Genomic DNA, 19,819 nt, shown 5'->3' with positions numbered 1-19,819 from the left:
TGTCCGGCTTTTTTTGCGAATGAATATTTATCTTTTTTCAGGGGTTGAAATGTTCGTCAGTCGGGCCGATTGTTGTAACCAAGGGGTCAGGAAATTCAATTCAAGGCCTCTCGCGAGCTAGCTGAAATAAGGGATGAACTATGCAAATCCAAGTCAACAGCGATAACCATATTCAAAGCAGTAAACGACTGGAGGAGTGGGTACGTACAACCATTGAGAGCACGCTCGACCGTTATGAAGAAGACCTGACCCGTGTCGAAGTCCACCTGAGCGACGAGAACGGCGACAAACCAGGTCCCCATGACTTGCGCTGCCAACTGGAAGCGCGGCCAAAAGGCCATCAACCGATTTCCGTCACCCATAAAGCCGATTCGCTGGAACAGGCGATCGACGGTGCAGCCGAAAAACTGGAACATGCGCTGGAGCACCTGTTTGGCAAACTGCGGGGCAAACCCCGCGCCGCCATCGTGCCATTCAGCAAGGCGAATGACGCACTGCTGGAAGAAGAGTTTCTGGAGAACGAACAGGCAGCGATCAACAGTTGATGCGCTGATTCTTCAAGCCACCCCATGAGAACGGGCCTGCGCAAGCAGGCCCGTTTTTGTTTGTGTTGCTGAGCAGTGTGGCGAGGGAGCAAGCTCCCTCGCCACAGTTCTTTTAGAAAGCTACAGACGTTTGTACATACACCGTGCGCGGTTCACCGACGTACTTGCCCTTGTTGTTGTCGTCAAACGAGCGGGTGAAGTACTGCGTGTTGAAGATGTTCTTCACCCCCACTGCCACGTTCAGATCCGACAGTTGCGGGCCGAAGTCGTAACCGGCGCGGCTGCTGAACAGCATGTAGCCGGGGATTTTGCCGGTGCTGCCGTCGGCACTTTCCTTGGAGGTGTTGGCGTTGTCGGCGAACTGGTCGCTCTGGAAGCTGCTGTCAACGTTGAGCTTCCACGGCCCTTCGGTGTAACCGACGCCAATTGTGCCTTTGTGTTTCGAGGAGAACGGTACGCGGTTGCCCTTGTTCGGCCCGTCTTCGCGGATGGTCGCGTCGACATAGGCATAAGTGGCGTACACATCGAAACCGGCCAGTGCCGGGCTCAAGTCATCCAGTGCGTAATTGACGCTGGTCTCGATTCCCTGATGGCGGGTCTCGCCACGGGCGATCACTGAATCATTGGTCTGGTTGCTTTCGTATTGGTTGTCGAAGTTGATCAGAAATGCACCGATCTCCGCGCGCAATGCACCGTTGTCGTAACGGGTGCCGAGTTCCCAGGTGCGAGCCTTCTCCGGTTTCACTTCGCCGCTGCTCACGCGGTTAGGCATCTGGCTGTACTGCACGCTGCCGAACGAGCCTTCGGTGTTGGCGTACAGATTCCAGCTGTCAGTCAGGTGATACAGCACGTTCAGTGCCGGCAGCGCGGTGTTGTAGTCGCCTTGGTATTTGACGTTGGTCAGGTTGTTGGTCTGCTGCGACTCGATCATCTCGTAGCGCACGCCCGGGGTGATGGTCCATTTGCCGATGTCGATGCGATCGTCGACGAACAACGCATTGGCTTCGGTGCCACCGCGGGTGTCGCGGTCGTTGCGGCTGTTAGTGGTCGGGTATTGGTTGCTGCTGATCGGCGTGCGATAGCGCAACTCGTGGCCAGCCTCGTTGATGTAGCGATAACCGACGCCGACTTCATGGCTGGTCGGGCCGAGATCAAAACCTTGGGCGAAGCGCGTTTCGAAACCGCGTACCCAATACTCGCGCGGCGACAGCGAGAGAAAGCTGCCCTGATCCAGATAACCGCTGCGCAAGGTTTTGGTGAAGAAGGTGTTGGCGGTGAATTCGCGGCGATCTTCCTGATAGCGATAGCCGAAGTTGAACATTGTGCGGCGACCCCAGAACTGGTCTTTCAGGCGCGTCGACTGGTACGGATCGGCGTCGTAATCGGCGACGCTCAGGCCACCGGGCATGTCGGCCTTGCCTTCGTAATACTGGGCCATGGCGTTGAAGCTGTTGGCCTCGTCGAACTGGTATTTACCCTTGAGAATCAGGTCGTCGATCTCGCTGTCGCTGTGTTCACGCCAGTCGCCACCGCGAGTCCCGGAATACAGCAACGCGCCGCCCAGACCGTTGGCATTGGTGCCGCCGGCCAGCAGATTGGCGCTGGTCTTGAAGCCGTCATGGCTCGACGACGGACTGGTTTCTGTCTGGAACCCACCCTTGACCGTCGGCTCATCGGGGATGGCGCGGGTCACGAAGTTGGCCACACCGCCGACGTTTTGCGGGCCGTAACGCACCGCGCCGCCGCCACGCACCACATCCACCGCGTCCATGTTGCCCATGCTGATCGGCGCAAACGACAACTGTGGCTGGCCGTAAGGGGCGAACGGCACGGGAATGCCGTCCATCAGTACCGTCGAGCGCGCCGCCAGGCGCGGGTTAAGACCGCGAATGCCAAAGTTCAGCGCCATGTCGTGGCTGCCGGTGCCGTTGTTTTCCGGCGCGTTGACCCCGGGGATGCGGTTGAGTACATCGCGCGCCTGGGTCGCGCCTTGGCGTTCGAAGTCTTCACGGCGGATCACGTCGCGGGCGCCCGGATGCTCGAACACGTTGACCTGCGCCGCGTCACCGAGCCAGTCACCGACGACTTTCGAGGCGTCCAGCTCCAGCGCGGTGTCGCCGACCGGTTGCAGGCTGAACGCGTTGGTACCTTCGGCGCGGGCTTGCAGGCCGGTGCCCTCGAGCAGTGCATCGAGACCTTGGGCGGCGGTGTAGCTGCCTTCCAGGCCACGGCTTTGCACGCCGCGGGTGATCTGCGAACCGAAGGAGATCAGCACGCCGGCTTCACGACCAAACTGGTTGAGGGCATTTTCCAGCGACGCCGGGGCGATGTGGTAAACCTTGGTTTCGGCGGCCATCGCGGCGGGCAGAGCGCTGAAGCTCAGGCTGGCGCCCAGTACGAGGTTGCGCAGGCGGCGGGCCAGTGGCGTGAGGCGGGTGGGGTGCATGAAGGTTGATCCTGAGAAGGTTGAATCAAGGGGGCTTTCCTTCTCTGTCACGCCAGATCTGAAAAACGGCTCATGGTTTACGAATATTTTTTGAATGACTGATTTTTGTGGCGAGGGAGCTTGCTCCCGTTGGGGCGCGAAGCCGCCCCTGTATTGAGGCCCTGCTGCGCAGGCCAGCGGGAGCAAGCTCCCTCGCCACAGTTTTTTTTTAAACCCGCGCTTCGACGCTCACCCAATAGCGGGTAAACCGCCGCACGTTCACCGGCAGACTGACTTGAAGCAGATCCAGAATCCGCTCGCTGTCGTCCAGTGGATAAGTCCCGGAGATCAGCAGATCGGCCACTTTTGCATCGCAATGCAACTGGCCGCGCCGGTAGCGCCCGAGCTCTTCAAGGAAGTCGCCCAGGCGCATGTGCGCGGCGATCAACATGCCGTCGGCCCAGGCGCCGCTGTTGGCGTCCAGTGGCCTGGCTTCGCTGATCGAGGTGGCGCTGAAGCTCAGCTGACGGGCGATGGGCAATAACATCGGCGCACGCCCTTGGGCATTCAACTCCACTTGACCCTCAAACACTGCCACCTGCGTGCGATCGGCGAACTGCCTCACGTTGAGGCGTGCCGCCAGGGTTTGCAGAGTGCCTTGCGCCGTGCGCACTTCGAACGCTTGCGTGGTGCTCAGGAGGATCTCGCCTTCCAGCAGACGGATCAGTCGTTGCGTGCTGTCCACGTCCGCTGCACTGGCGGTGTTGAGCTGCAACTGGCTGCCCGCACCCAGCGTCACCTTGCGACGCTGACCCAGCGGGCTGCGGTAATCGGCGAGCAGTGCCGGCAGCGGATTGTGCTCGCGCATGCCCCAGGTGACGGCGGAACCGGCACCGAGAAGCAGCAGCAATTTGAGCGCCTGACGGCGGCTGGAGGACTTCGGCCCGTTCAACGCGGCATGGGCCAATGGCGAAGAAACACCGCGCAAGCGCTGGTTGACCCGCTGCATGTGCTCCCACGCCCGACGGTGTTCGCTGTGGGCGTCCAGCCATTGCTGCCAGGCGTGTTGCTGGCGCGGGGAGAGCGACCCCTGCTGCATTTCCATCAGCCAGTGCACGGCCTGTTCGGCCACCTGCGCAGAGAAATCCGGGACGCGGTTCATAGGGCGAAGTAGCAGCGCAGGGCGGCTTTGTGCAGATGACGTTTGACTGTGGCTACGGAGATGCCCAGTGCGGCGGCGATTTGCGGATAGGTCAGGCCATCAACCTGCGCCAGCAGAAAGGCGCGTTTGACCAGGCGCGGCAAGCCGTCGAGCAACTGATCCAGTTCGATCAGGGTTTGCAGGATGATCGCTTTGTCTTCTTCCGACGGCGCAAGCATTTCCGGCATCTGCGCCAGGGTCTCGAGGTAGGCGCGTTCCAGATCCTGGCGACGGTAATGATTGAACAGCACGCGTTTGGCGAGGGTGGTGAGAAAGGCGCGCGGTTCGATGATCGCTGCAGATTCGCGGGCGCTGAGCACACGAATGAAGGTGTCCTGGGCCAGATCTGCGGCGCTGTCCGGGCAGCCGAGTCTGCGCCGCAACCAGCCGGTGAGCCAGCTGTGGTGGTCAAGGTAGAGCGATTCGACGGGATGGGCGGACGACAAGGGTATTACTCCGGGCGCATGATCGATGCGTTAGAGAACAAGAACTGTTCGCATTGTAGGGGTGTGCAGCGCTGCCCGGCAATCAGATGCTTTTGCGTATGAGAATATTTATCATTAATATTGCTCGCCTGTTGGTTCGGCTTTATCGGCTGGACGTTTTTTCGTTTCAGGGTCGAAACATGAAAGGCAAACTCGCCTCACTTCCCATGTCCTATCGTCTGGCCATCACCTCGCGGGTGCTGGCGGCGGTGTTCGGCGGCTATCTGGTTGCGGCGCTGGCCAGTGTCGCCCTGACGCTGTGGCTACCGTTGAGTCGTGCCGAAGCGGTGGTGACCGGCATGACCATTTCCTTTCTGGTTTATCTGGTTGCGGTGCTCTGGTGCTTCGCCTGTCGCACGGCGTGGTCGGCGTGGGTCGGTCTGCTGGTGCCCAGCGTGATTCTGGCGACGGTATCCGGCGCCGCGCGGGGCTTGGGCTACGCATGAAGGAGGGCTTTCGTCAGTCGATGGCCTGGCTGCATACCTGGACGGGACTGGTGTTTGGCTGGCTGCTGTTTGCGATTTTCCTGAGCGGAACGCTGGCCTATTTCAAGGCTGAAATCAGCCACTGGATGCAGCCGGAAATTCCCGTGCACGCCATCGATTCAGCGAACAGCCTGAGCCTGGCGCAAGGCTATCTGCAGCAGCACGCGCCGGCTGCTTCGCGTTGGTTGATTGATTTGCCGAATGCCCGTGATCCTGCGTTGACTGTGCGTTGGCAAAACACACCGGTCGAAGCCGGCAAGCGCGGAGGTTTCACGCAAAAAACGCTCGATGCGCAGACCGGTGCAGAAATAAAGGCCCGGGACAGCCGGGGCGGCGAGTTCTTCTACCGCTTCCATTTCCAGCTGCAAATGCCGTATCCGTGGGGCCGCTGGCTGGCGACGACGGCCGCGATGGTAATGTTCATTGCGCTGATCACTGGCATCATCACCCACAAGAAAATCTTCAAAGACTTCTTCACCTTTCGCCCGCGCAAAGGCCAGCGTTCATGGCTCGACGGGCATAATGCGGTCGGCGTGCTGGTGCTGCCGTTTCATCTGATGATCACTTACAGCAGCCTGGTGATTTTCATGGCGATGGTCATGCCGGCCAGCATTCTGGCGTCCTACGGCACTGATCGCGAAGCGTTTTACCAAGAGATGTTTCCCGAAACGCCAACCCCGCAACGCGCCGCTCAAGCGAGTTCGCTGCCACCGCTGGCACCCTTATTGGTACGGGCGAGCGAGCAGTGGGCGGGGGGGCATACGGCGCGGGTCAGCGTCATCAACCCCGGCGACGCCAATGCCACGGTGCAACTGTCGCGCGCGAGTTCCGACCGGATCGCCTATGAGTACGGCAGCAACCTGACCTTCAACGGCGTCACCGGGCAGATGCTCGGCGCCACGCCCGACAAGCCGCTGCCGATGACGATCGCCAGTGGTTTCTACGGTTTGCACATCGGTCATTTCGCCGGCCCGATCCTGCGTTGGCTGTACTTCATCTGCGGTCTGGCGAGTACCGCGATGATCGGCACCGGGCTGGTGATCTGGCTCGGCAAGCGCCAGCTCAAACATGCCAAAAGCGGTGTGCTTCCATTCGAATTGCGCGTGGTGGAGGTGCTGAACATCGCCAGCATGACCGGGCTGGTGGTGGCGGTGGCGGTGTTCTTTTTGGCCAATCGCCTGTTGCCGGCGGACCTGGCCGGGCGCGCCGATCAAGAAGTGAATGCGTTTTTTATCGCCTGGGCCTTGAGCGTGGTGCATGCGCTGCTGCGCAAGGGGCGAACGGCCTGGGTCGAACAGCTGGGGCTGGCTGCCGTGCTGTTTATCGCGGTGCCACTGATCAATCTGGCCACGCCATGGAGTCTCGGCGTAACGCTGGCGCAAGGCGACTGGACGCTGGCGGGTTTCGATCTGACGTGCCTGGGCGCAGGCCTGTTCCTTGGTTGGGCCGCCTGGAAAATGCAGCGTGCCGGCAGCGCCGTCAGCGTGAAAAAAACTCCCCGCGAAAAGCCGCGGCCGATCACGCTTGAGCAGGAGGTGAGCTGATGTTGCTGGCGTTGTTGCTGTGCTATGCCGGGTTCAGCGCGTTGTGTCTGTCGATGCCTCGGCATCACGATGAGCTGCTCGGCAACAAACCCTCGGCCCGACGTGCACGGGTTCTGCAACTCGCCGGGTGGCTGTTGCTCGGGCTTTCGCTCTGGGCAGCTGTCGGGGCGAGCGGCTGGGGTTTCGGTCTGGTCGACTGGTTCGCGGTGCTCATGCTCAGCGCCTTGGCGTTGGTGTTGTTGCTGCCCTATCGGCCACGTCTGGCACTCGCACTGGCCGGGTTGAGCCTGCTCGCCAGTCCGGTCGCCGCCTGGGCGCGGTGCTGAGATGCTGATCGGTCATCCGCCGGAGTCCCGCGACGACGAGCCCCATGGCGCGCGTGCGCATTTTCTTCAGGTGTTCCTCTCGCAGCGCTCGCAAATGGAAGCGCTGGTCAACCGGCGCGTCGGTTGCCGGGCCACGGCAGCGGATCTGGTGCAGGACCTGTTCCTGCGGTTCTGGCGCAGGCCGCTGGTGCAGGTCGAAGAGCTCAGCACCTACCTGTTGCGTTGCGCCGGCAACATCGCCATCGATCATTTGCGCAGCGAAGGCACGCGGGTGCGGGTCAACGAGGGCTGGCAACCGGATGCGCCGGACAGCCACGGCAGCGAACCGCAAGCCGCGCTCGAAGCGGGCAATGACCTGCGCCATGTCGAAGCGGCGTTGCGCGCCTTGCCCGAGCGCACCCGGCAGATTTTTTTGCTCAATCGCATTCACGGTCGCAAGTACGCAGACATCGCCAAGGCAATGGGCCTGTCTCAAAGTGCCGTGGAAAAACATATGATGCGCGCCCTCGAGGCCTGCAAGGCCAGCCTGCGCGAACCCGCACCACGCCTGCCAGGGAAAGCACCGTGAAAGCCACCGACCGCATCATCCCTACACCCGCTCAGGAACAGGCCGCACTCGCCTGGCTGAGCCTGTTGCACGACCGCCCGAGCACTGGCGATCAACTGACCTTCAGCCAGTGGCTGCGCGCCGACCCGGCCCACGCCGAGGCCTACGCCCAGGCGCAAGTCGTGTGGGAGTTGAGCGAAAGTCCGGCGCGCGCCCTGGCCGATGAGGACGCGTTTGCGTTGCAGGGCTACCTCAACGCAATGGAGCGTCCGCGTCGCTCGCCGCTGTTGCGCTGGTCGGGCGCGCTGGCAATGGCCGCGTGTCTGTTGCTGATGCTCAGCCTCGGCACGGGCTGGCAGCCGCAGCGCTGGATCGACGATCTGGGCGCCGATTACGTTTCGGCGCCGGGGGAAATCCGCACGGTGACCCTGGCCGACCAATCGCAAGTCACGTTGGACGCCGACAGCGCTATTGCCGTGGATTTCAGTCGAGGTGAGCGGCATGTGCAGTTGCGGCGTGGCGCTGGTTTTTTCAATGTGACGCACACCGGTGATCCCTTTGTGGTCGAGGCCGAGAATGGCCAGGCGCGGGTCCTCGGTACGCAGTTCGAAGTGCGTCTGCAACCGCAGGGCGCGCAGGTCACGGTGTTGTCCGGGCGCGTTGGCGTGACGGCGGATCGCAATGCGCAACAGCAGATTCTGACCGCCGGCCAGCAAGTGGCTTACGGACAAGGCCGCGCAGAAAAACTGCACGCCGTGGACAGCGAAGCACAACTGGCCTGGCGGCAGGGCTGGCTGACGTACTACAAGGCGTCGCTGGCCGATGTGGTGCAGGATTTGCGGCGCTATTACCCAGGGCGGATTGTTGTGCTCAACGATGAGTTGGCTGCGCGCAAGGTCAGCGGCAGTTTTCCGAGCAAGGATCCGCAGGCTGTATTGAGTTCGCTGCAAGGGGTGATGGGGTTTGAGCAGCATCAGGTGTTGGGGCATCTGATTATTCTGCGTTGAATCAACGTCAAAAGATCGCAGCCTGCGGCAGCTCCTACAGGGGATCGCGTAACCTGTAGGAGCTGCCGCAGGCTGCGATCTTTTGATCTCCAAAAAAATTTTCAAAATTGTGGTGAGGTAAACCACAGCCCCATCCGTGTAGTGACTGAAACTGCGATTCATTCGCATCCGTTGCGGTTCTACACAGGTCATTGAGCAATGAAGTCCAGGGCAAAATCGGGTTCGGTCAAACAGTGGTTAGGCGTTTCGGCATTGAGTTTTTCCGCATTGGCGCTGTTGCCGATGAGCGTTGCACTCGCCGCTGAAGCCGTCAGCAGCCCCGCGCAGAAGCAGTTCAATTTTTCCCTGAGCGCCAAACCGCTGCCCCAGGCCCTGAGCGATTTCAGCCGCGTCACCGGGCAGAGCGTGGTCTACACCGATGAGGCGCCGTACGGCATCAACGCCCCGGCCGTCAGCGGCCAGATGAGCGCCGAACAAGCGCTGCAACGCCTGCTCAGCGGTTCGGGCATGACCTTCCGCCGCACCGACAGCCACACCCTGGCGCTGGAACCGCAGCCCACCGCTGGTGCGCTTAACCTCGGCGCCACCACCATCACCTCGACCCGCGACGAGTCGATGAGCTACCAGCCGCCGCAGACCAGTTCGGTGATGCGCTCCTCGGCTTCGCTGCAGGAGATTCCGCAGACCGTCAACGTGATTCCGGCCCAGGTCATTCGCGATCAGACCCCGCGCAATCTCGACGATGCGCTGGCCAACGTCAGCGGCATCACCCAGGGCAACACCTTGGGCAGCACTCAGGACTCGGTGATGACCCGCGGCTTTGGCGACAACCGCAACGGCTCGATCATGCGCGACGGCATGCCGATCGTGCAGGGCCGTGGCATGAACGCGACAGTCGATCGGGTCGAAGTGCTCAAGGGCCCGGCCTCGTTGCTCTACGGCATTCAGGACCCGGGCGGGGTGGTCAACCTGGTCAGCAAAAAGCCGGAATTGACCCAATACAACGCGCTGACCCTGCGCGGTTCGAGCTACGGCGACGGCAAGAATGGCAGCGGCGGCACCTTCGACAGCACCGGGGCACTGGGTGAATCCGGGCTGGCCTACCGGTTGGTGCTGGACCATGAAGACGAAGATTACTGGCGCAACTACGGCACCCATCGCGAGACGCTGATCGCGCCGTCGCTGGCCTGGTTCGGCGAGCGTACCAAGCTGTCGTTCGGCTATGAACACCGCGAGTTTCTCACCCCGTTCGACCGGGGCACGGTCATCGATCCGCGCACCAACCATCCGCTGGACATCTCGCGCAACGAGCGTCTGGACGAGCCGTTCAACGACATGGAAGGCCGCTCGGATCTGTACCATTTCGAGGCCGATCACGAACTCAACGACGACTGGAAAGCCCACTTCGGCTACAGCTGGAACCGCGAAACCTACGACGCCAGCCAGGTGCGCGTGACCGCCATCGATACCAAAAAAGGCACGCTGACCCGCAGCATGGACGGCACGCAAGGCGCGATCAGCACCGACCGCTTCACCACCGCCAGCCTTGAGGGCAAGGTCAACCTGCTGGGCATGCAACATGACCTGGTGTTCGGCGTCGACGACGAGTACCGCAAAATCTATCGCGCCGACCTGATCCGCCAGAAAAGCCTGAGCACCTTCAGCTACGTCAATCCGGTGTATGGCCGTGAAGTCGAAGGCACCACGGTCAGCCCGGCGGACAGCGCGCAGACCGATCTGCTGCGCAGCGATTCGGTGTTCCTGCAGGACTCGATCCATCTCAATGATCAGTGGATTCTGGTCGCCGGCGGGCGCTTCCAGGAGTACGACCAGTACGCCGGCAAGGGGGTGCCGTTCAAGGCCAACACCGACAGCAACGGGCAGAAGTTCGTACCGCGCGCCGGTCTGGTGTATCGCTACACCGACGAGTTGTCGTTCTACGGCAGCTACACCGAATCGTTCAAACCCAACTCGACCATCGCCCCGCTCAGCGGCAGCAGCACTGTGCTCGACGGCAGTATTGCGCCGGAAGAAGCCAAGTCGTGGGAATTGGGGGCGCGTCTGGATATGCCGGGGCGCATCACCGGCAACATTGCATTGTTCGACATCAAGAAACGTAACGTGCTGGTGGCCAACGCCGAAGGCCCGACCACGATCTACAGCGCCGCGGGCGAGGTGCGTTCCCGTGGTCTGGAACTGGACCTGACCGGCCAGTTGAGCGATCGCTGGAGCCTGATCGGCGCCTATGCCTACACCGATGCCGAGGTCACCGAAGACCCGGACTACAAAGGCAATCGCCTGCAGAACGTGGCGAAAAACAGCGGCTCATTGTCAGCGGTGTATGACTTCGGCAGCGTGATCGGTGGCGACCAACTGCGGGTCGGTGCCGGGGCGCGGTATGTCGGTGAGCGCGCGGGCAACGCGGTGAATGATTTCGATCTGCCGAGCTACACCGTGGCCGATGCGTTTGCCACTTACGACACCCGACTCGAAGGGCAGAAGGTCAAGTTCCAGCTCAATGTGAAGAACCTGTTCGACCGCACGTATTACACCTCGGCGGCAAGCCGGTTCTTTGTGTCGATGGGCGACTCGCGGCAGATTTCGCTCTCCAGCACGCTGGAGTTCTGATCGGGGACCGCGTCATCGTTCATCGCTGGCAAGCCAGCTCCCACAGGTTCTCGGTCGGGCACAAATGGCTTGAACGGGCGGAGACATTGAGGGAGCTGGCTTGCCAGCGATAAGGCCCTGACAGACACCTGAAAAATTCGCCTCTAACGCAAAAACGCCTGCCGATATTCCCCCGGTGTCCCACCCAACACCTGGCGAAACCGGTTGGTGAAATGACTGGCACTGGCAAACCCGCACGCCAGCGCAATTTCCCCCAGCGGCAACGCCGTCCCGCGCAGCAACTCCCGCGCCCGGCTCATGCGTCGCGCCAGCACGTACTGATGCGGCGGCAAGCCGAAGCTCACGCGAAACATCCGCGCAAAGTGGTATTCCGACAACGCACACAGACCGGCCAGTTGCCCGAGGCTGATCGGTTCGGCCAATTGACTGTCGATGAACTCCACCAACTGCCGGCGCTGGTGGGGCGCCAGTCCGCCCTTGAGGCGCACACCCTGGCGCGCGCCGACCTGGCTGAGCAGGGTGTGGCTGATCAATTCGTGAGCGAGGCTGCTGGTCAGCAAACGTTCGGCCGGCTCGTCCCAGTTCAGCATGAGCAATTGCCGAAAGCGCTGTGCCTGTTGCGGATCTTCGAGAAAAGTCTGCTCGCGCAACTGCATTTCTCGCGGCTCGCGATCGAGCAAGGTGACGCAGCCCAACGCAAATTGCTCGGCACTGAAATACAGGTGAGCGAGGCGAATGTCACCGTTGATCACCCAGCCGGATTCGTGATCGGCGGGCAGGATGCACAGTTTGTCCGGCCCACCCTTGTGCCCCGGCTGCCCGCGCCGAAAGGTGCCGGTGCCACCGGCGATGTAGCAGGACAGCGTGTGGTGGCTCGGCGCTTCGTATTCCTGGGCGTCGTGGTGGTTGGTCCACAGAGCCGCAGACAAGCCGTCACCGAGCTCGGCGCTGTGCACAAGGCGTGCGTTCGGCGAGCGGTTGAGGGCTTGAAAGACTTGCAGGGTATCGATAGCGGCCATGTGCGGTTCTCTCTAACGCCTTGCATCCTACTCCGTAGCCTTGGCGCTGCCAGCCTGTCGGGCGACAAAAGCGCAAGAATCTGCAAGCGCCCCGATCGTTGCTGCCGCACCCTGAATCTCCATACAACACAACCCTGTGGTGAGGGAGCTTGCTCCCGTCGAGTGCGCAGCACTCATGAACGGGGCTGCTGCGCAGCCCGGCGCGAGCAAGCTCGCTCGCCACAGAGTGTCCGGTGTCCTCAGGAGTCTCGTCATGAACCTTTCGCTGTATCTGCTGACTGTGCTGATCTGGGGCACCACCTGGATTGCCCTGAAATGGCAATTGGGGGTGGTGGCGATTCCGGTGTCGATCGTCTATCGCTTCGGCCTCGCCGCGCTGGTGCTGTTCGTGCTGTTGCTGCTCAGTCGGCGCCTGCAACCGATGAATCGCCGTGGTCATTTGATCTGCGTGGCGCAGGGGTTGTGCCTGTTCTGTGTCAACTTCATGTGCTTTCTGACGGCCAGTCAGTGGATTCCCAGCGGTCTGGTGGCGGTGGTGTTTTCCACCGCCACCTTGTGGAACGCGCTCAATGCGCGGGTGTTCTTCGGTCAGCGCATTGCGCGCAATGTGCTGATGGGGGGCGCGCTCGGTTTGTTCGGGCTGGGGATGTTGTTCTGGCCGGAACTGTCCGGCCATCAAGCCAGTCCGCAGACCTTGCTCGGTCTGGCGTTGGCCCTGTGCGGCACGCTGTGTTTCTCGGCGGGCAACATGCTGTCGAGTCTGCAGCAGAAGGCCGGTCTGAAACCGTTGACCACCAATGCCTGGGGCATGGCCTACGGGGCGGCGATGTTGTCGGTGTGGTGCCTGGTCAAAGGCATTGCGTTCGACATGGACTGGTCGCCACGTTACGTCGGCGCGCTGTTGTATCTGGTGATCCCGGGTTCAGTGATCGGTTTCACCGCCTACCTGACGCTGGTCGGGCGCATGGGCCCGGAGCGCGCGGCCTATTGCACAGTGTTGTTCCCGGTGGTGGCGCTGAACGTTTCGGCGTTTGCCGAAGGCTACCAGTGGACGGCTCCGGCGCTGCTCGGCCTGGTGTTGGTCATGCTTGGCAACGTCTTGGTATTTCGCAAACCTCGTGCCGTGGCATTGCCCCGTCAAGGCAAATTGGCTTGAGCCTGTCACTGTGCGAGCGCTGATGTTCAGCGCTCGACTTTTATCACGATGTAAATCAGCAGCGGCAAGATAAAGTCGACAATATGTCGGGCCCAATCCTTGGCGTTCCAGATGTTTGAAGTGTCCATGTCGAACCATTCGACACCGACAACTTGAAAACATACGTAGTAGATGAAAACAGCTATTAAAAGGCCAATGATCGAAAACTTCTTGGCTTCATGAAATTCCTCGCTGGAGCCGTTGATGTTCTTGAGTAATTGATAGACACCCAACATGCAAAATGCGCTGAAAGTGACTTCCAGGGTAATGATCAGCCAGTAGATACGGTGGTGCAGCGTTGGCGAGGTGATGGCGCGGTAGCGCAGGTTGGGGTTGTGTTCGGTCGTGTCCATGCTCAGGACGTGCGCGACATATTCGTAGTTTGAACCGTAGTCGGTGAAATTGCTGAACATCATCAGCAAGCCAAAAAAACTGAAGTAACTCATCAGTATGACTTTGCTGTAGCGGATAATTTTATCCATGGTCAGAGCGTTCAAGTGTGTTCTCCATAACATTTGTCGAGGGTTCGATATGTCGGGAGAGTTTATAGCGGGGTCTATTGTTTTGGTGTCGGGTTGAATTGCAAAGTATGTGGGCGTGCATAACGTGTCGGGCAAGTGTCTTTTGGCACTTGCCCGATTTTGTTTAACCGCGCCAGACCTGCGGGTTTACCAGATCCCGTGGACGCTCGCCCATCAAGGCGCTGCGCAGGTTGGCCAGCGCGCGATTGGCCATGGCTTCGCGGGTTTCTCCGGTGGCCGAGCCGATGTGCGGCAATGTCACAGCATTTTTCAACTGGAACAGCGGGGACTCGGCCAGCGGTTCTTTTTCGTAGACGTCCAGACCGGCGCCACGGATGCGATTGTTCTGCAGCGCCTCGATCAGCGCCAGCTCGTCGACCACCGGACCACGGGAGATGTTGACCAGGATCGCGCCCGGCTTCATCAGGCCCAGTTCGCGATGGCTGATCAGGTGGCGGGTCTTGTCGCTGAGCGGCACCACCAGGCAGACGAAATCGGCTTCGGCGAGCAACTGGTCGAGGCTGCGAAAGTGTGCGCCGAGTTGTTGTTCCAGTTCGGGCTTGCGGCTGTTGCCGCTGTAGATAATCGGCATGTTGAAGCCGAAGTGGCCACGGCGGGCGATGGCAGCGCCGATGTTGCCCATGCCGACGATGCCCAGGGTCTTGCCGTGGACGTCGCAGCCGAACAATGGCGCGCCGACGCTGGCTTGCCACTGCCCGGCCTTGGTCCAGGCATCGAGTTCGGCGACGCGGCGGGCGCTGCTCATGATCAGGGCGAAGGCGAGGTCGGCGGTGCTTTCGGTGAGCACGTCCGGGGTGTTGGTGAGCATGATTCCGCGTTCATTGAAGTAGTCGAGGTCGTAGTTGTCGTAGCCGACGGAGACGCTGGAGACCACTTCGAGTTTTGTGGCGGTTTCGAGTTGGGCTTTACCGAGTTTGCGGCCAACGCCGATCAGGCCGTGGGCGTGGGGCAGGGCTTCGTTGAATTGGGCGTTGATGTCACCGTTCTTCGGGTTGGGAACGATGACGTCGAATTCCTGTTGCAGGCGTTCGATCATGGGTGGGGTGATGCGGCTGAAGGCCAGGACTGTTTTTTTCATTGGGCTTGGGCTCGGCTGTCTTTATTACCAAGCACGCTAACATTTCTTTGTGGGGTTTGGCTTGTCTTGGCGGCCTCCGGGCCGACCATGCTCCTGGGGTTTTGGGTGTTTATCCGTTGCTTCGGGTGTTGCGGCTGGCGGTTTCGCCCTTACGGCGAGTCACTTTTGCAGACGCCCAAAAGTAACCAAAACGCTGGGCCCCGGCGTACGGCCCTCGCTCAGGCTCGGGTTCCTTCGTTGCGGGGTTCATCCGGGCGCATCGCCTCCGGTTTGCTTCGCTGCACCTCCTCTCGCTGTGTTTGGCTGCGCCAAACGGTCGCTGCGCTCCCACCCCCGGATCAATCCCTCCGCTCAGCCTTCCGACGTCGCCCGTGGATCAAGATCAAGAGCTGCAGCCGAGCTAACGCTCATCCTGTTGAGTGGGGCGGCTTTGCCGCATGGGGCATGCACAAATCAAAAACTGTGGGAGCTGGCTTGCCAGCGATGGCGGCCTGACAGCCGACCATGTTCTGGCTGAATGCACTCAATTTACCTGTGGGAGATCAAGAGCGGTACTCGAGCTTGCGCTCATTGTTTTGAGTGGGGCGGCTGCGCCGCATGGGGCATGCACAAATCAAAAACTGTGGGAGCTGGCTTGCCAGCGATGGCGGCCTGACAGCCGACCATGTTCTGGCTGCATGCACTCAATTTACCTGTGGGAGATCAAGAGCGGTACTTGAGCTTGCGCTCATTGTTTTGAGTGTGGGCTGCACCGCATGGGGCATGCACAAATCAAAAACTGTGGGAGCTGGCTTGCCAGCGATGGCGGCCTGACAGCCGACCAGGTTCTGGTTGAATGCACTCGATTTACCTGTGGGAGATCAAGAGCGGTACTCGAGCTTGCGCTCATTGTTTTGAGTGGGGCGGCTGCGCCGCATGGGGCATGCACAAATCAAAAACTGTGGGAGCTGGCTTGCCAGCGATGGCGGCCTGACAGCCGACCATGTTCTGGCTCAATGCACTCAATTTACCTGTGGGAGCGAGCCTGCTCGCGAAAGCGGTGGTGCAGGCACCATAAATATTGAATGTGCTGGCGCCTTCGCGAGCAGGGGATTAGTTGTGTGTTGGAGATTGTGTGATTTCGTGGTTATCCAGCACTCGGTTCACCGCCAGTTCGGCGAGCATGATGATTTGCTGAATGGCCAGTATCGTCCGGCGCTGCGGGATGTCGATGTACGCGGCGATGTCGCTGGTCATGAGGCTGGCTTGGGCCAGTGATTCGCAGGCGTGGACCAGCAGGCTTTCGTCGTCCATGTCGGGGGCGACCTGGAACATGCTGCTGGGTTTGTGGAATCTTACAGCGGCGGCGGAAGGTTTCAGGTAGTGGTCGAGGGCGCGTTCGGCGGCATCGTGGAGCTTTTTTGAATCGAGGGATTCGTAGGGGGAGGTGCTTTCCGCTGGGGGCGGATTGGGTGTGGGTTTGATCATGCTGGAACTCCATTCGGGATGTGGAGTTCGCCACGTACTGCGACCAAGCAATAGGGTGGCGAACCGTACGCAGGTTGGTCGACCAGGGAATGGAAACCCGGCAGGGCCAAGGCCCTCCCACGCACAGCTCGCCATTAAGCAAGCTTAAAAAGTGCGCCATTCTAAACCCGGACGACCAAGTCCGGTCGTTGATTCGTCAACGACCCCCTGAGCCTATCCACCCCACTTCCGAGCCACAACCGTCAAAACCTGTCGGAAAACTTCCTTCAAATCACCGCTTCTGTAGGAGCTGCCGTAGGCTGCGATCTTTTGATTGTTAAACATCAAGGGCAAAAGATCGCAGCCTGCGGCAGCTCCTACAGGTTTGGCGGTTTGTTTAAGTCAGTTGGCGACACGGGCTCCGGCGAGGCTGCCACTCAACTCATAAGCCGCCAGTTCTGCCTGGTGCGCGGCAAGGATTTCCGGCAGTGATCCGCGCAGATACTCGACCCAGGTCTTGATCTTCGCGTCCAGGTATTGCCGCGACGGGTAGATCGCGTACAGGTTGAGTTCCTGCGAGCGGTAGTTGGGCATCATCCGCACCAGCGTGCCGTTGCGCAGGCCTTCGATGGCGGCGTAGACCGGCAGGACGCCGACGCCCATGCCGCTGATGATCGCGGCTTTCATGGCGTCGGCGGAGTTCACCAGGAACGGCGAGCTGTTGATGGTGACCATTTCCTGGCCGTCGGGGCCGTTGAAGGCCCATTTTTCCAGGGGGATCACCGGGCTGACGAGGCGCAGGCAGGCGTGGTTCAGCAGGTCGCTGGGTTTTTGCGCGCAGCCGTTGGCTTTCACGTAGGCCGGGGAGGCGCAGACGATGCTGTAGGTGATGCCCAGGCGTTGCGAGACGAAGCCCGAGTCCGGCAGTTCGCTGGCCAGCACGATGGACACGTCATAGCCCTCGTCGAGCAGGTCCGGCACGCGGTTGGCCATGGTCAGGTCGAAGGTCACGTCCGGGTGGGTCTTGCGGTAGCGGGCGATGGCGTCGATCACGAAGTGCTGACCGATACCGGTCATGGTGTGCACTTTCAGTTGCCCGGCGGGGCGCGCGTGGGCTTCGCTGGCCTCGGCTTCGGCTTCTTCGACATAGGCCAGGATCTGTTCGCAGCGCAGCAGGTAGCGCTTGCCGGCCTCGGTCAGGGCGATGCGCCGGGTCGTGCGATTGAGCAGGCGGGTTTGCAGGTGGGCTTCCAGGTTGGAGACCGCGCGCGAGACGTTGGCCGTGGTGGTGTCGAGTTGCACGGCGGCGGCGGTGAAGCTGCCAGCTTCGGCCACACAACTGAAGGCGCGCATGTTTTGCAATGTGTCCATGGGGTGCTCTCAAGGGAGATGGCAAATTGTGACACGAAGTTTCAGGGGCTGAGACCCCCGACCAAGGGATTATCTCGTTAACGGTAACAAAGATTCACAGGAATCCCAGCTTATCGCCACCAAGGCGTCCACCTAGAATTGCGCCGTTCCCTGTAGGAGCTGCCGAAGGCTGCGATCTTTTGATTCTGTTTTAAGGGAATCAGGATCAAAGATCGCAGCCTTCGGCAGCTCCTACAGAAGGGAACACGTCCCGCCTTATCCTCTTTCAGGAATTCGCAGCTGTGCCGCGTCGCATCAACAGAGCGCTTTTGCCGCTCAGTGTTCTGGCTTTTACTTTGGGTCTTGGCGGCTGCATCGGTACCGGAGGAATTGCCCCGCAGGGCAAGGCACTGGAGGCCAATACCCTGGCCACCGACGACGCGATTGCCCACGCAGCCAAAGACGCCAATTGGCCCACCGCACAATGGTGGCAAGCCTACGGCGACCCGCAACTCAATCGCTGGATCGACCTCGCCGTGCAGGGCAGTCCGAGCATGGCCATGGCCGCGGCGCGGGTGCGTCAGGCCAAGGCGCTGGCCGGTGTCGCCGAAGCGGCCGAGTCGTTACAGATCAATGGCGAGTCGACGCTCAAGCGCCACAACTGGCCGACCGACCAGTTCTACGGCCCGGGCGAGCTGGCCAACACCACCACCTGGGACAACAACGCCGCGCTGGGTTTCAGCTACGCCCTCGACCTCTGGGGGCGTGAAAGCAATGCCAGCGAACGCGCGGTGGATCTGGCGCACATGAGCGCCGCCGAAGCGCGGCTGGCGCAGCTGGAATTGCAGAACAATATCGTGCGCGCCTACATCGAGCTGTCGCTGCACTATGCCCAGCGCGATATCGTCGCCGCGACCCTCAAGCAGCAACAGCAGATTCTGGATCTGGCGCAGAAGCGTCTGGATGGCGGGATCGGCACGCACTTCGAAGTCAGTCAGGCCGAAACACCGTTGCCGGAAACCCATCGGCAACTGGATGCGCTCGACGAAGCCATCGCCCTGAGCCGCAACCAGATCGCCGCGCTGGCCGGTAAGGGCCCGGGCGACGGTGCGCAATTGCAGCGCCCGACTTTGGCCCTGGGTGCTGCGTTGAAACTGCCGTCGGCATTGCCCGCCGAGTTGCTCGGTCAACGCCCGGACGTGGTTGCCAGTCGCTGGCAAGTGGCAGCGCAGGCACGCGGCATCGACGTGGCGCACGCCGGGTTTTATCCCAACGTCGATCTGGTCGGCAGCCTCGGCTACATGGCCACCGGCGGCGGGGCGCTGGAGTTTTTGACTGGCAAGAAGCTCAACTACAACGTCGGCCCGGCGATCTCCTTGCCGATCTTCGACGGTGGACGTTTGCGCAGTGAGCTGGGCGAAGCGTCCGCCGGGTATGACATCGCTGTGGCGCATTACAACCAGACGCTGGTCAATGCGCTGAAGAACATCTCCGACCAGTTGATCCGCCGCGAGTCGATGGACAAGCAGCAAGCCTTCGCTGCCGAGTCGGTGGCCACCGCGCAGAAGACCTACGACATCGCGATGATTGCCTATCAGCGCGGCCTCACCGATTACCTCAACGTGCTCAATGCGCAGACCTTGCTGTTCAAGCAACAGCAAGTGCAGCAGCAAGTGCAGGCGGCGCGCTTGAGTGCGCATGCCGAGCTGGTGACGGCGTTGGGTGGCGGCCTCGGGGCGGGTAATGACGTGCCGACTGCCGAGCAAACAGCAGCCCCGAAAACCCCGACTCTGCTGCGGTGAACACACAACTCACTACACAAAACCTTTGTGGCGAGGGGATTTATCCCCGATGGGCTGCGGAGCAGCCCCAAAACCTGCAAACCGGTTCTGCTTGGCACACCGCATTGGCTTTTCTTGGGGCTGCTGCGCAACCCATCGGGGATAAATCCCCTCACCACAGAGTTTGTGTTCACCACAAAAATTGATGTTTGCCA

The 19,819-nt window shown here is 60.9% G+C and carries 17 protein-coding genes; 9 read left to right on the top strand and 8 right to left on the bottom strand.

Annotated features, from left to right (window positions below):
* The first annotated feature begins 140 nt into the window (after window positions 1-140).
* Window positions 141-545 (top strand): HPF/RaiA family ribosome-associated protein, encoded by a 405-nt coding sequence (locus L6D63_RS14100; RefSeq protein WP_007968091.1) that lies wholly within the window; start codon window positions 141-143, stop codon window positions 543-545.
* Between the two features lie 112 nt (window positions 546-657).
* Here the strand turns inward: L6D63_RS14100 and fecA are convergent, their stop codons facing one another.
* The 3 genes from fecA to L6D63_RS14085 all read right to left on the bottom strand — a co-directional run bounded on the left by fecA (window position 658) and on the right by L6D63_RS14085 (window position 4,617).
* Complete coding sequence (gene fecA, locus L6D63_RS14095; protein WP_131671470.1) at window positions 658-2,991, bottom strand: TonB-dependent Fe(3+) dicitrate receptor FecA; 2,334 nt, start codon at window positions 2,989-2,991, stop codon at window positions 658-660.
* Window positions 2,992-3,199: 208 nt separating this feature from the next.
* The gene (locus L6D63_RS14090; protein ID WP_131671471.1) at window positions 3,200-4,132 is read right to left on the bottom strand and encodes a FecR domain-containing protein; all 933 of its coding nucleotides are present in this window, start codon (window positions 4,130-4,132) and stop codon (window positions 3,200-3,202) included.
* Entirely contained in the window at window positions 4,129-4,617 is a 489-nt protein-coding gene (locus L6D63_RS14085) for a sigma-70 family RNA polymerase sigma factor (protein WP_131671472.1), read from the bottom strand. The genes L6D63_RS14090 and L6D63_RS14085 overlap by 4 nt, the downstream gene beginning before the upstream one ends.
* A 179-nt stretch (window positions 4,618-4,796) precedes the next feature.
* On the opposite strand from L6D63_RS14085, the gene L6D63_RS14080 reads away from it, so the two are divergent.
* From L6D63_RS14080 to L6D63_RS14055, 6 genes are all read left to right on the top strand, one after another.
* Window positions 4,797-5,102, top strand: a complete 306-nt coding sequence (locus tag L6D63_RS14080; RefSeq protein WP_041073980.1) for a DUF3649 domain-containing protein — start codon at window positions 4,797-4,799, stop codon at window positions 5,100-5,102.
* Window positions 5,099-6,685: a PepSY-associated TM helix domain-containing protein gene (locus tag L6D63_RS14075; protein WP_131671473.1), complete on the top strand. Its 1,587-nt coding sequence runs from the start codon at window positions 5,099-5,101 to the stop codon at window positions 6,683-6,685. The genes L6D63_RS14080 and L6D63_RS14075 overlap by 4 nt, the downstream gene beginning before the upstream one ends.
* Window positions 6,685-7,011: a DUF3325 domain-containing protein gene (locus L6D63_RS14070; protein ID WP_131671474.1), complete on the top strand. Its 327-nt coding sequence runs from the start codon at window positions 6,685-6,687 to the stop codon at window positions 7,009-7,011. The genes L6D63_RS14075 and L6D63_RS14070 overlap by 1 nt, the downstream gene beginning before the upstream one ends.
* Window position 7,012: 1 nt before the next feature.
* A complete protein-coding gene (locus tag L6D63_RS14065; protein ID WP_003221797.1) occupies window positions 7,013-7,579 on the top strand; it encodes an RNA polymerase sigma factor in 567 nt (188 codons plus the stop codon).
* Window positions 7,576-8,565 carry a FecR family protein gene (locus L6D63_RS14060; protein ID WP_131671475.1) on the top strand — a complete coding sequence of 330 codons (990 nt, stop codon included), beginning with the start codon at window positions 7,576-7,578 and terminating at the stop codon, window positions 8,563-8,565. Before L6D63_RS14065 ends, L6D63_RS14060 begins: the two co-directional genes overlap by 4 nt.
* A 198-nt stretch (window positions 8,566-8,763) precedes the next feature.
* Window positions 8,764-11,193, top strand: a complete 2,430-nt coding sequence (locus L6D63_RS14055; protein WP_047291830.1) for a TonB-dependent siderophore receptor — start codon at window positions 8,764-8,766, stop codon at window positions 11,191-11,193.
* Window positions 11,194-11,336: 143 nt separating this feature from the next.
* Here the strand turns inward: L6D63_RS14055 and L6D63_RS14050 are convergent, their stop codons facing one another.
* Window positions 11,337-12,212 (bottom strand): AraC family transcriptional regulator, encoded by an 876-nt coding sequence (locus L6D63_RS14050; RefSeq protein ID WP_131671476.1) that lies wholly within the window; start codon window positions 12,210-12,212, stop codon window positions 11,337-11,339.
* Window positions 12,213-12,465: 253 nt separating this feature from the next.
* Here L6D63_RS14050 and L6D63_RS14045 point away from each other — a divergent pair, with 253 nt between their 5' ends.
* Window positions 12,466-13,368, top strand: coding sequence for a DMT family transporter (locus L6D63_RS14045; protein ID WP_108181732.1), 903 nt, complete (start codon window positions 12,466-12,468; stop codon window positions 13,366-13,368).
* A 26-nt stretch (window positions 13,369-13,394) separates the two neighbouring features.
* Here the strand turns inward: L6D63_RS14045 and L6D63_RS14040 are convergent, their stop codons facing one another.
* The 4 genes from L6D63_RS14040 to L6D63_RS14025 form a co-directional block, all read right to left on the bottom strand.
* Complete coding sequence (locus L6D63_RS14040) at window positions 13,395-13,904, bottom strand: DUF2165 family protein (RefSeq protein ID WP_131671477.1); 510 nt, start codon at window positions 13,902-13,904, stop codon at window positions 13,395-13,397.
* 148 nt (window positions 13,905-14,052) lie between these two features.
* Window positions 14,053-15,027, bottom strand: coding sequence for a 2-hydroxyacid dehydrogenase (locus tag L6D63_RS14035; RefSeq protein WP_131671478.1), 975 nt, complete (start codon window positions 15,025-15,027; stop codon window positions 14,053-14,055).
* Window positions 15,028-16,119: 1,092 nt separating this feature from the next.
* Window positions 16,120-16,494, bottom strand: a complete 375-nt coding sequence (locus tag L6D63_RS14030; protein ID WP_131671479.1) for a DUF6124 family protein — start codon at window positions 16,492-16,494, stop codon at window positions 16,120-16,122.
* Between the two features lie 381 nt (window positions 16,495-16,875).
* Window positions 16,876-17,844: a LysR family transcriptional regulator gene (locus tag L6D63_RS14025; protein ID WP_025112118.1), complete on the bottom strand. Its 969-nt coding sequence runs from the start codon at window positions 17,842-17,844 to the stop codon at window positions 16,876-16,878.
* Window positions 17,845-18,125: 281 nt separating this feature from the next.
* On the opposite strand from L6D63_RS14025, the gene L6D63_RS14020 reads away from it, so the two are divergent.
* On the top strand, window positions 18,126-19,625 hold the full coding sequence (locus L6D63_RS14020) for an efflux transporter outer membrane subunit (RefSeq protein ID WP_108181736.1): 1,500 nt from the start codon (window positions 18,126-18,128) through the stop codon (window positions 19,623-19,625).
* Window positions 19,626-19,819: the final 194 nt, after the last annotated feature.

Source organism: Pseudomonas parakoreensis (assembly GCF_021602155.1).
GTDB classification, from domain to species: Bacteria; Pseudomonadota; Gammaproteobacteria; order Pseudomonadales; family Pseudomonadaceae; genus Aquipseudomonas; species Aquipseudomonas parakoreensis.
Note: the sequence above shows the minus strand (reverse complement) of the source record. Positions and strands in the feature narration are given on the sequence as shown.

Coding starts and splice junctions, on each gene's coding strand:
- L6D63_RS14100 (WP_007968091.1), top strand. CDS start 141: ATGCAAATCCAAGTCAACAGCGATAACCATATTCAAAGCAGTAAACGA.
- fecA (WP_131671470.1), bottom strand. CDS start 2,991: ATGCACCCCACCCGCCTCACGCCACTGGCCCGCCGCCTGCGCAACCTC.
- L6D63_RS14090 (WP_131671471.1), bottom strand. CDS start 4,132: ATGAACCGCGTCCCGGATTTCTCTGCGCAGGTGGCCGAACAGGCCGTG.
- L6D63_RS14080 (WP_041073980.1), top strand. CDS start 4,797: ATGAAAGGCAAACTCGCCTCACTTCCCATGTCCTATCGTCTGGCCATC.
- L6D63_RS14075 (WP_131671473.1), top strand. CDS start 5,099: ATGAAGGAGGGCTTTCGTCAGTCGATGGCCTGGCTGCATACCTGGACG.
- L6D63_RS14070 (WP_131671474.1), top strand. CDS start 6,685: ATGTTGCTGGCGTTGTTGCTGTGCTATGCCGGGTTCAGCGCGTTGTGT.
- L6D63_RS14065 (WP_003221797.1), top strand. CDS start 7,013: ATGCTGATCGGTCATCCGCCGGAGTCCCGCGACGACGAGCCCCATGGC.
- L6D63_RS14055 (WP_047291830.1), top strand. CDS start 8,764: ATGAAGTCCAGGGCAAAATCGGGTTCGGTCAAACAGTGGTTAGGCGTT.
- L6D63_RS14050 (WP_131671476.1), bottom strand. CDS start 12,212: ATGGCCGCTATCGATACCCTGCAAGTCTTTCAAGCCCTCAACCGCTCG.
- L6D63_RS14045 (WP_108181732.1), top strand. CDS start 12,466: ATGAACCTTTCGCTGTATCTGCTGACTGTGCTGATCTGGGGCACCACC.
- L6D63_RS14035 (WP_131671478.1), bottom strand. CDS start 15,027: ATGAAAAAAACAGTCCTGGCCTTCAGCCGCATCACCCCACCCATGATC.
- L6D63_RS14030 (WP_131671479.1), bottom strand. CDS start 16,494: ATGATCAAACCCACACCCAATCCGCCCCCAGCGGAAAGCACCTCCCCC.
- L6D63_RS14025 (WP_025112118.1), bottom strand. CDS start 17,844: ATGGACACATTGCAAAACATGCGCGCCTTCAGTTGTGTGGCCGAAGCT.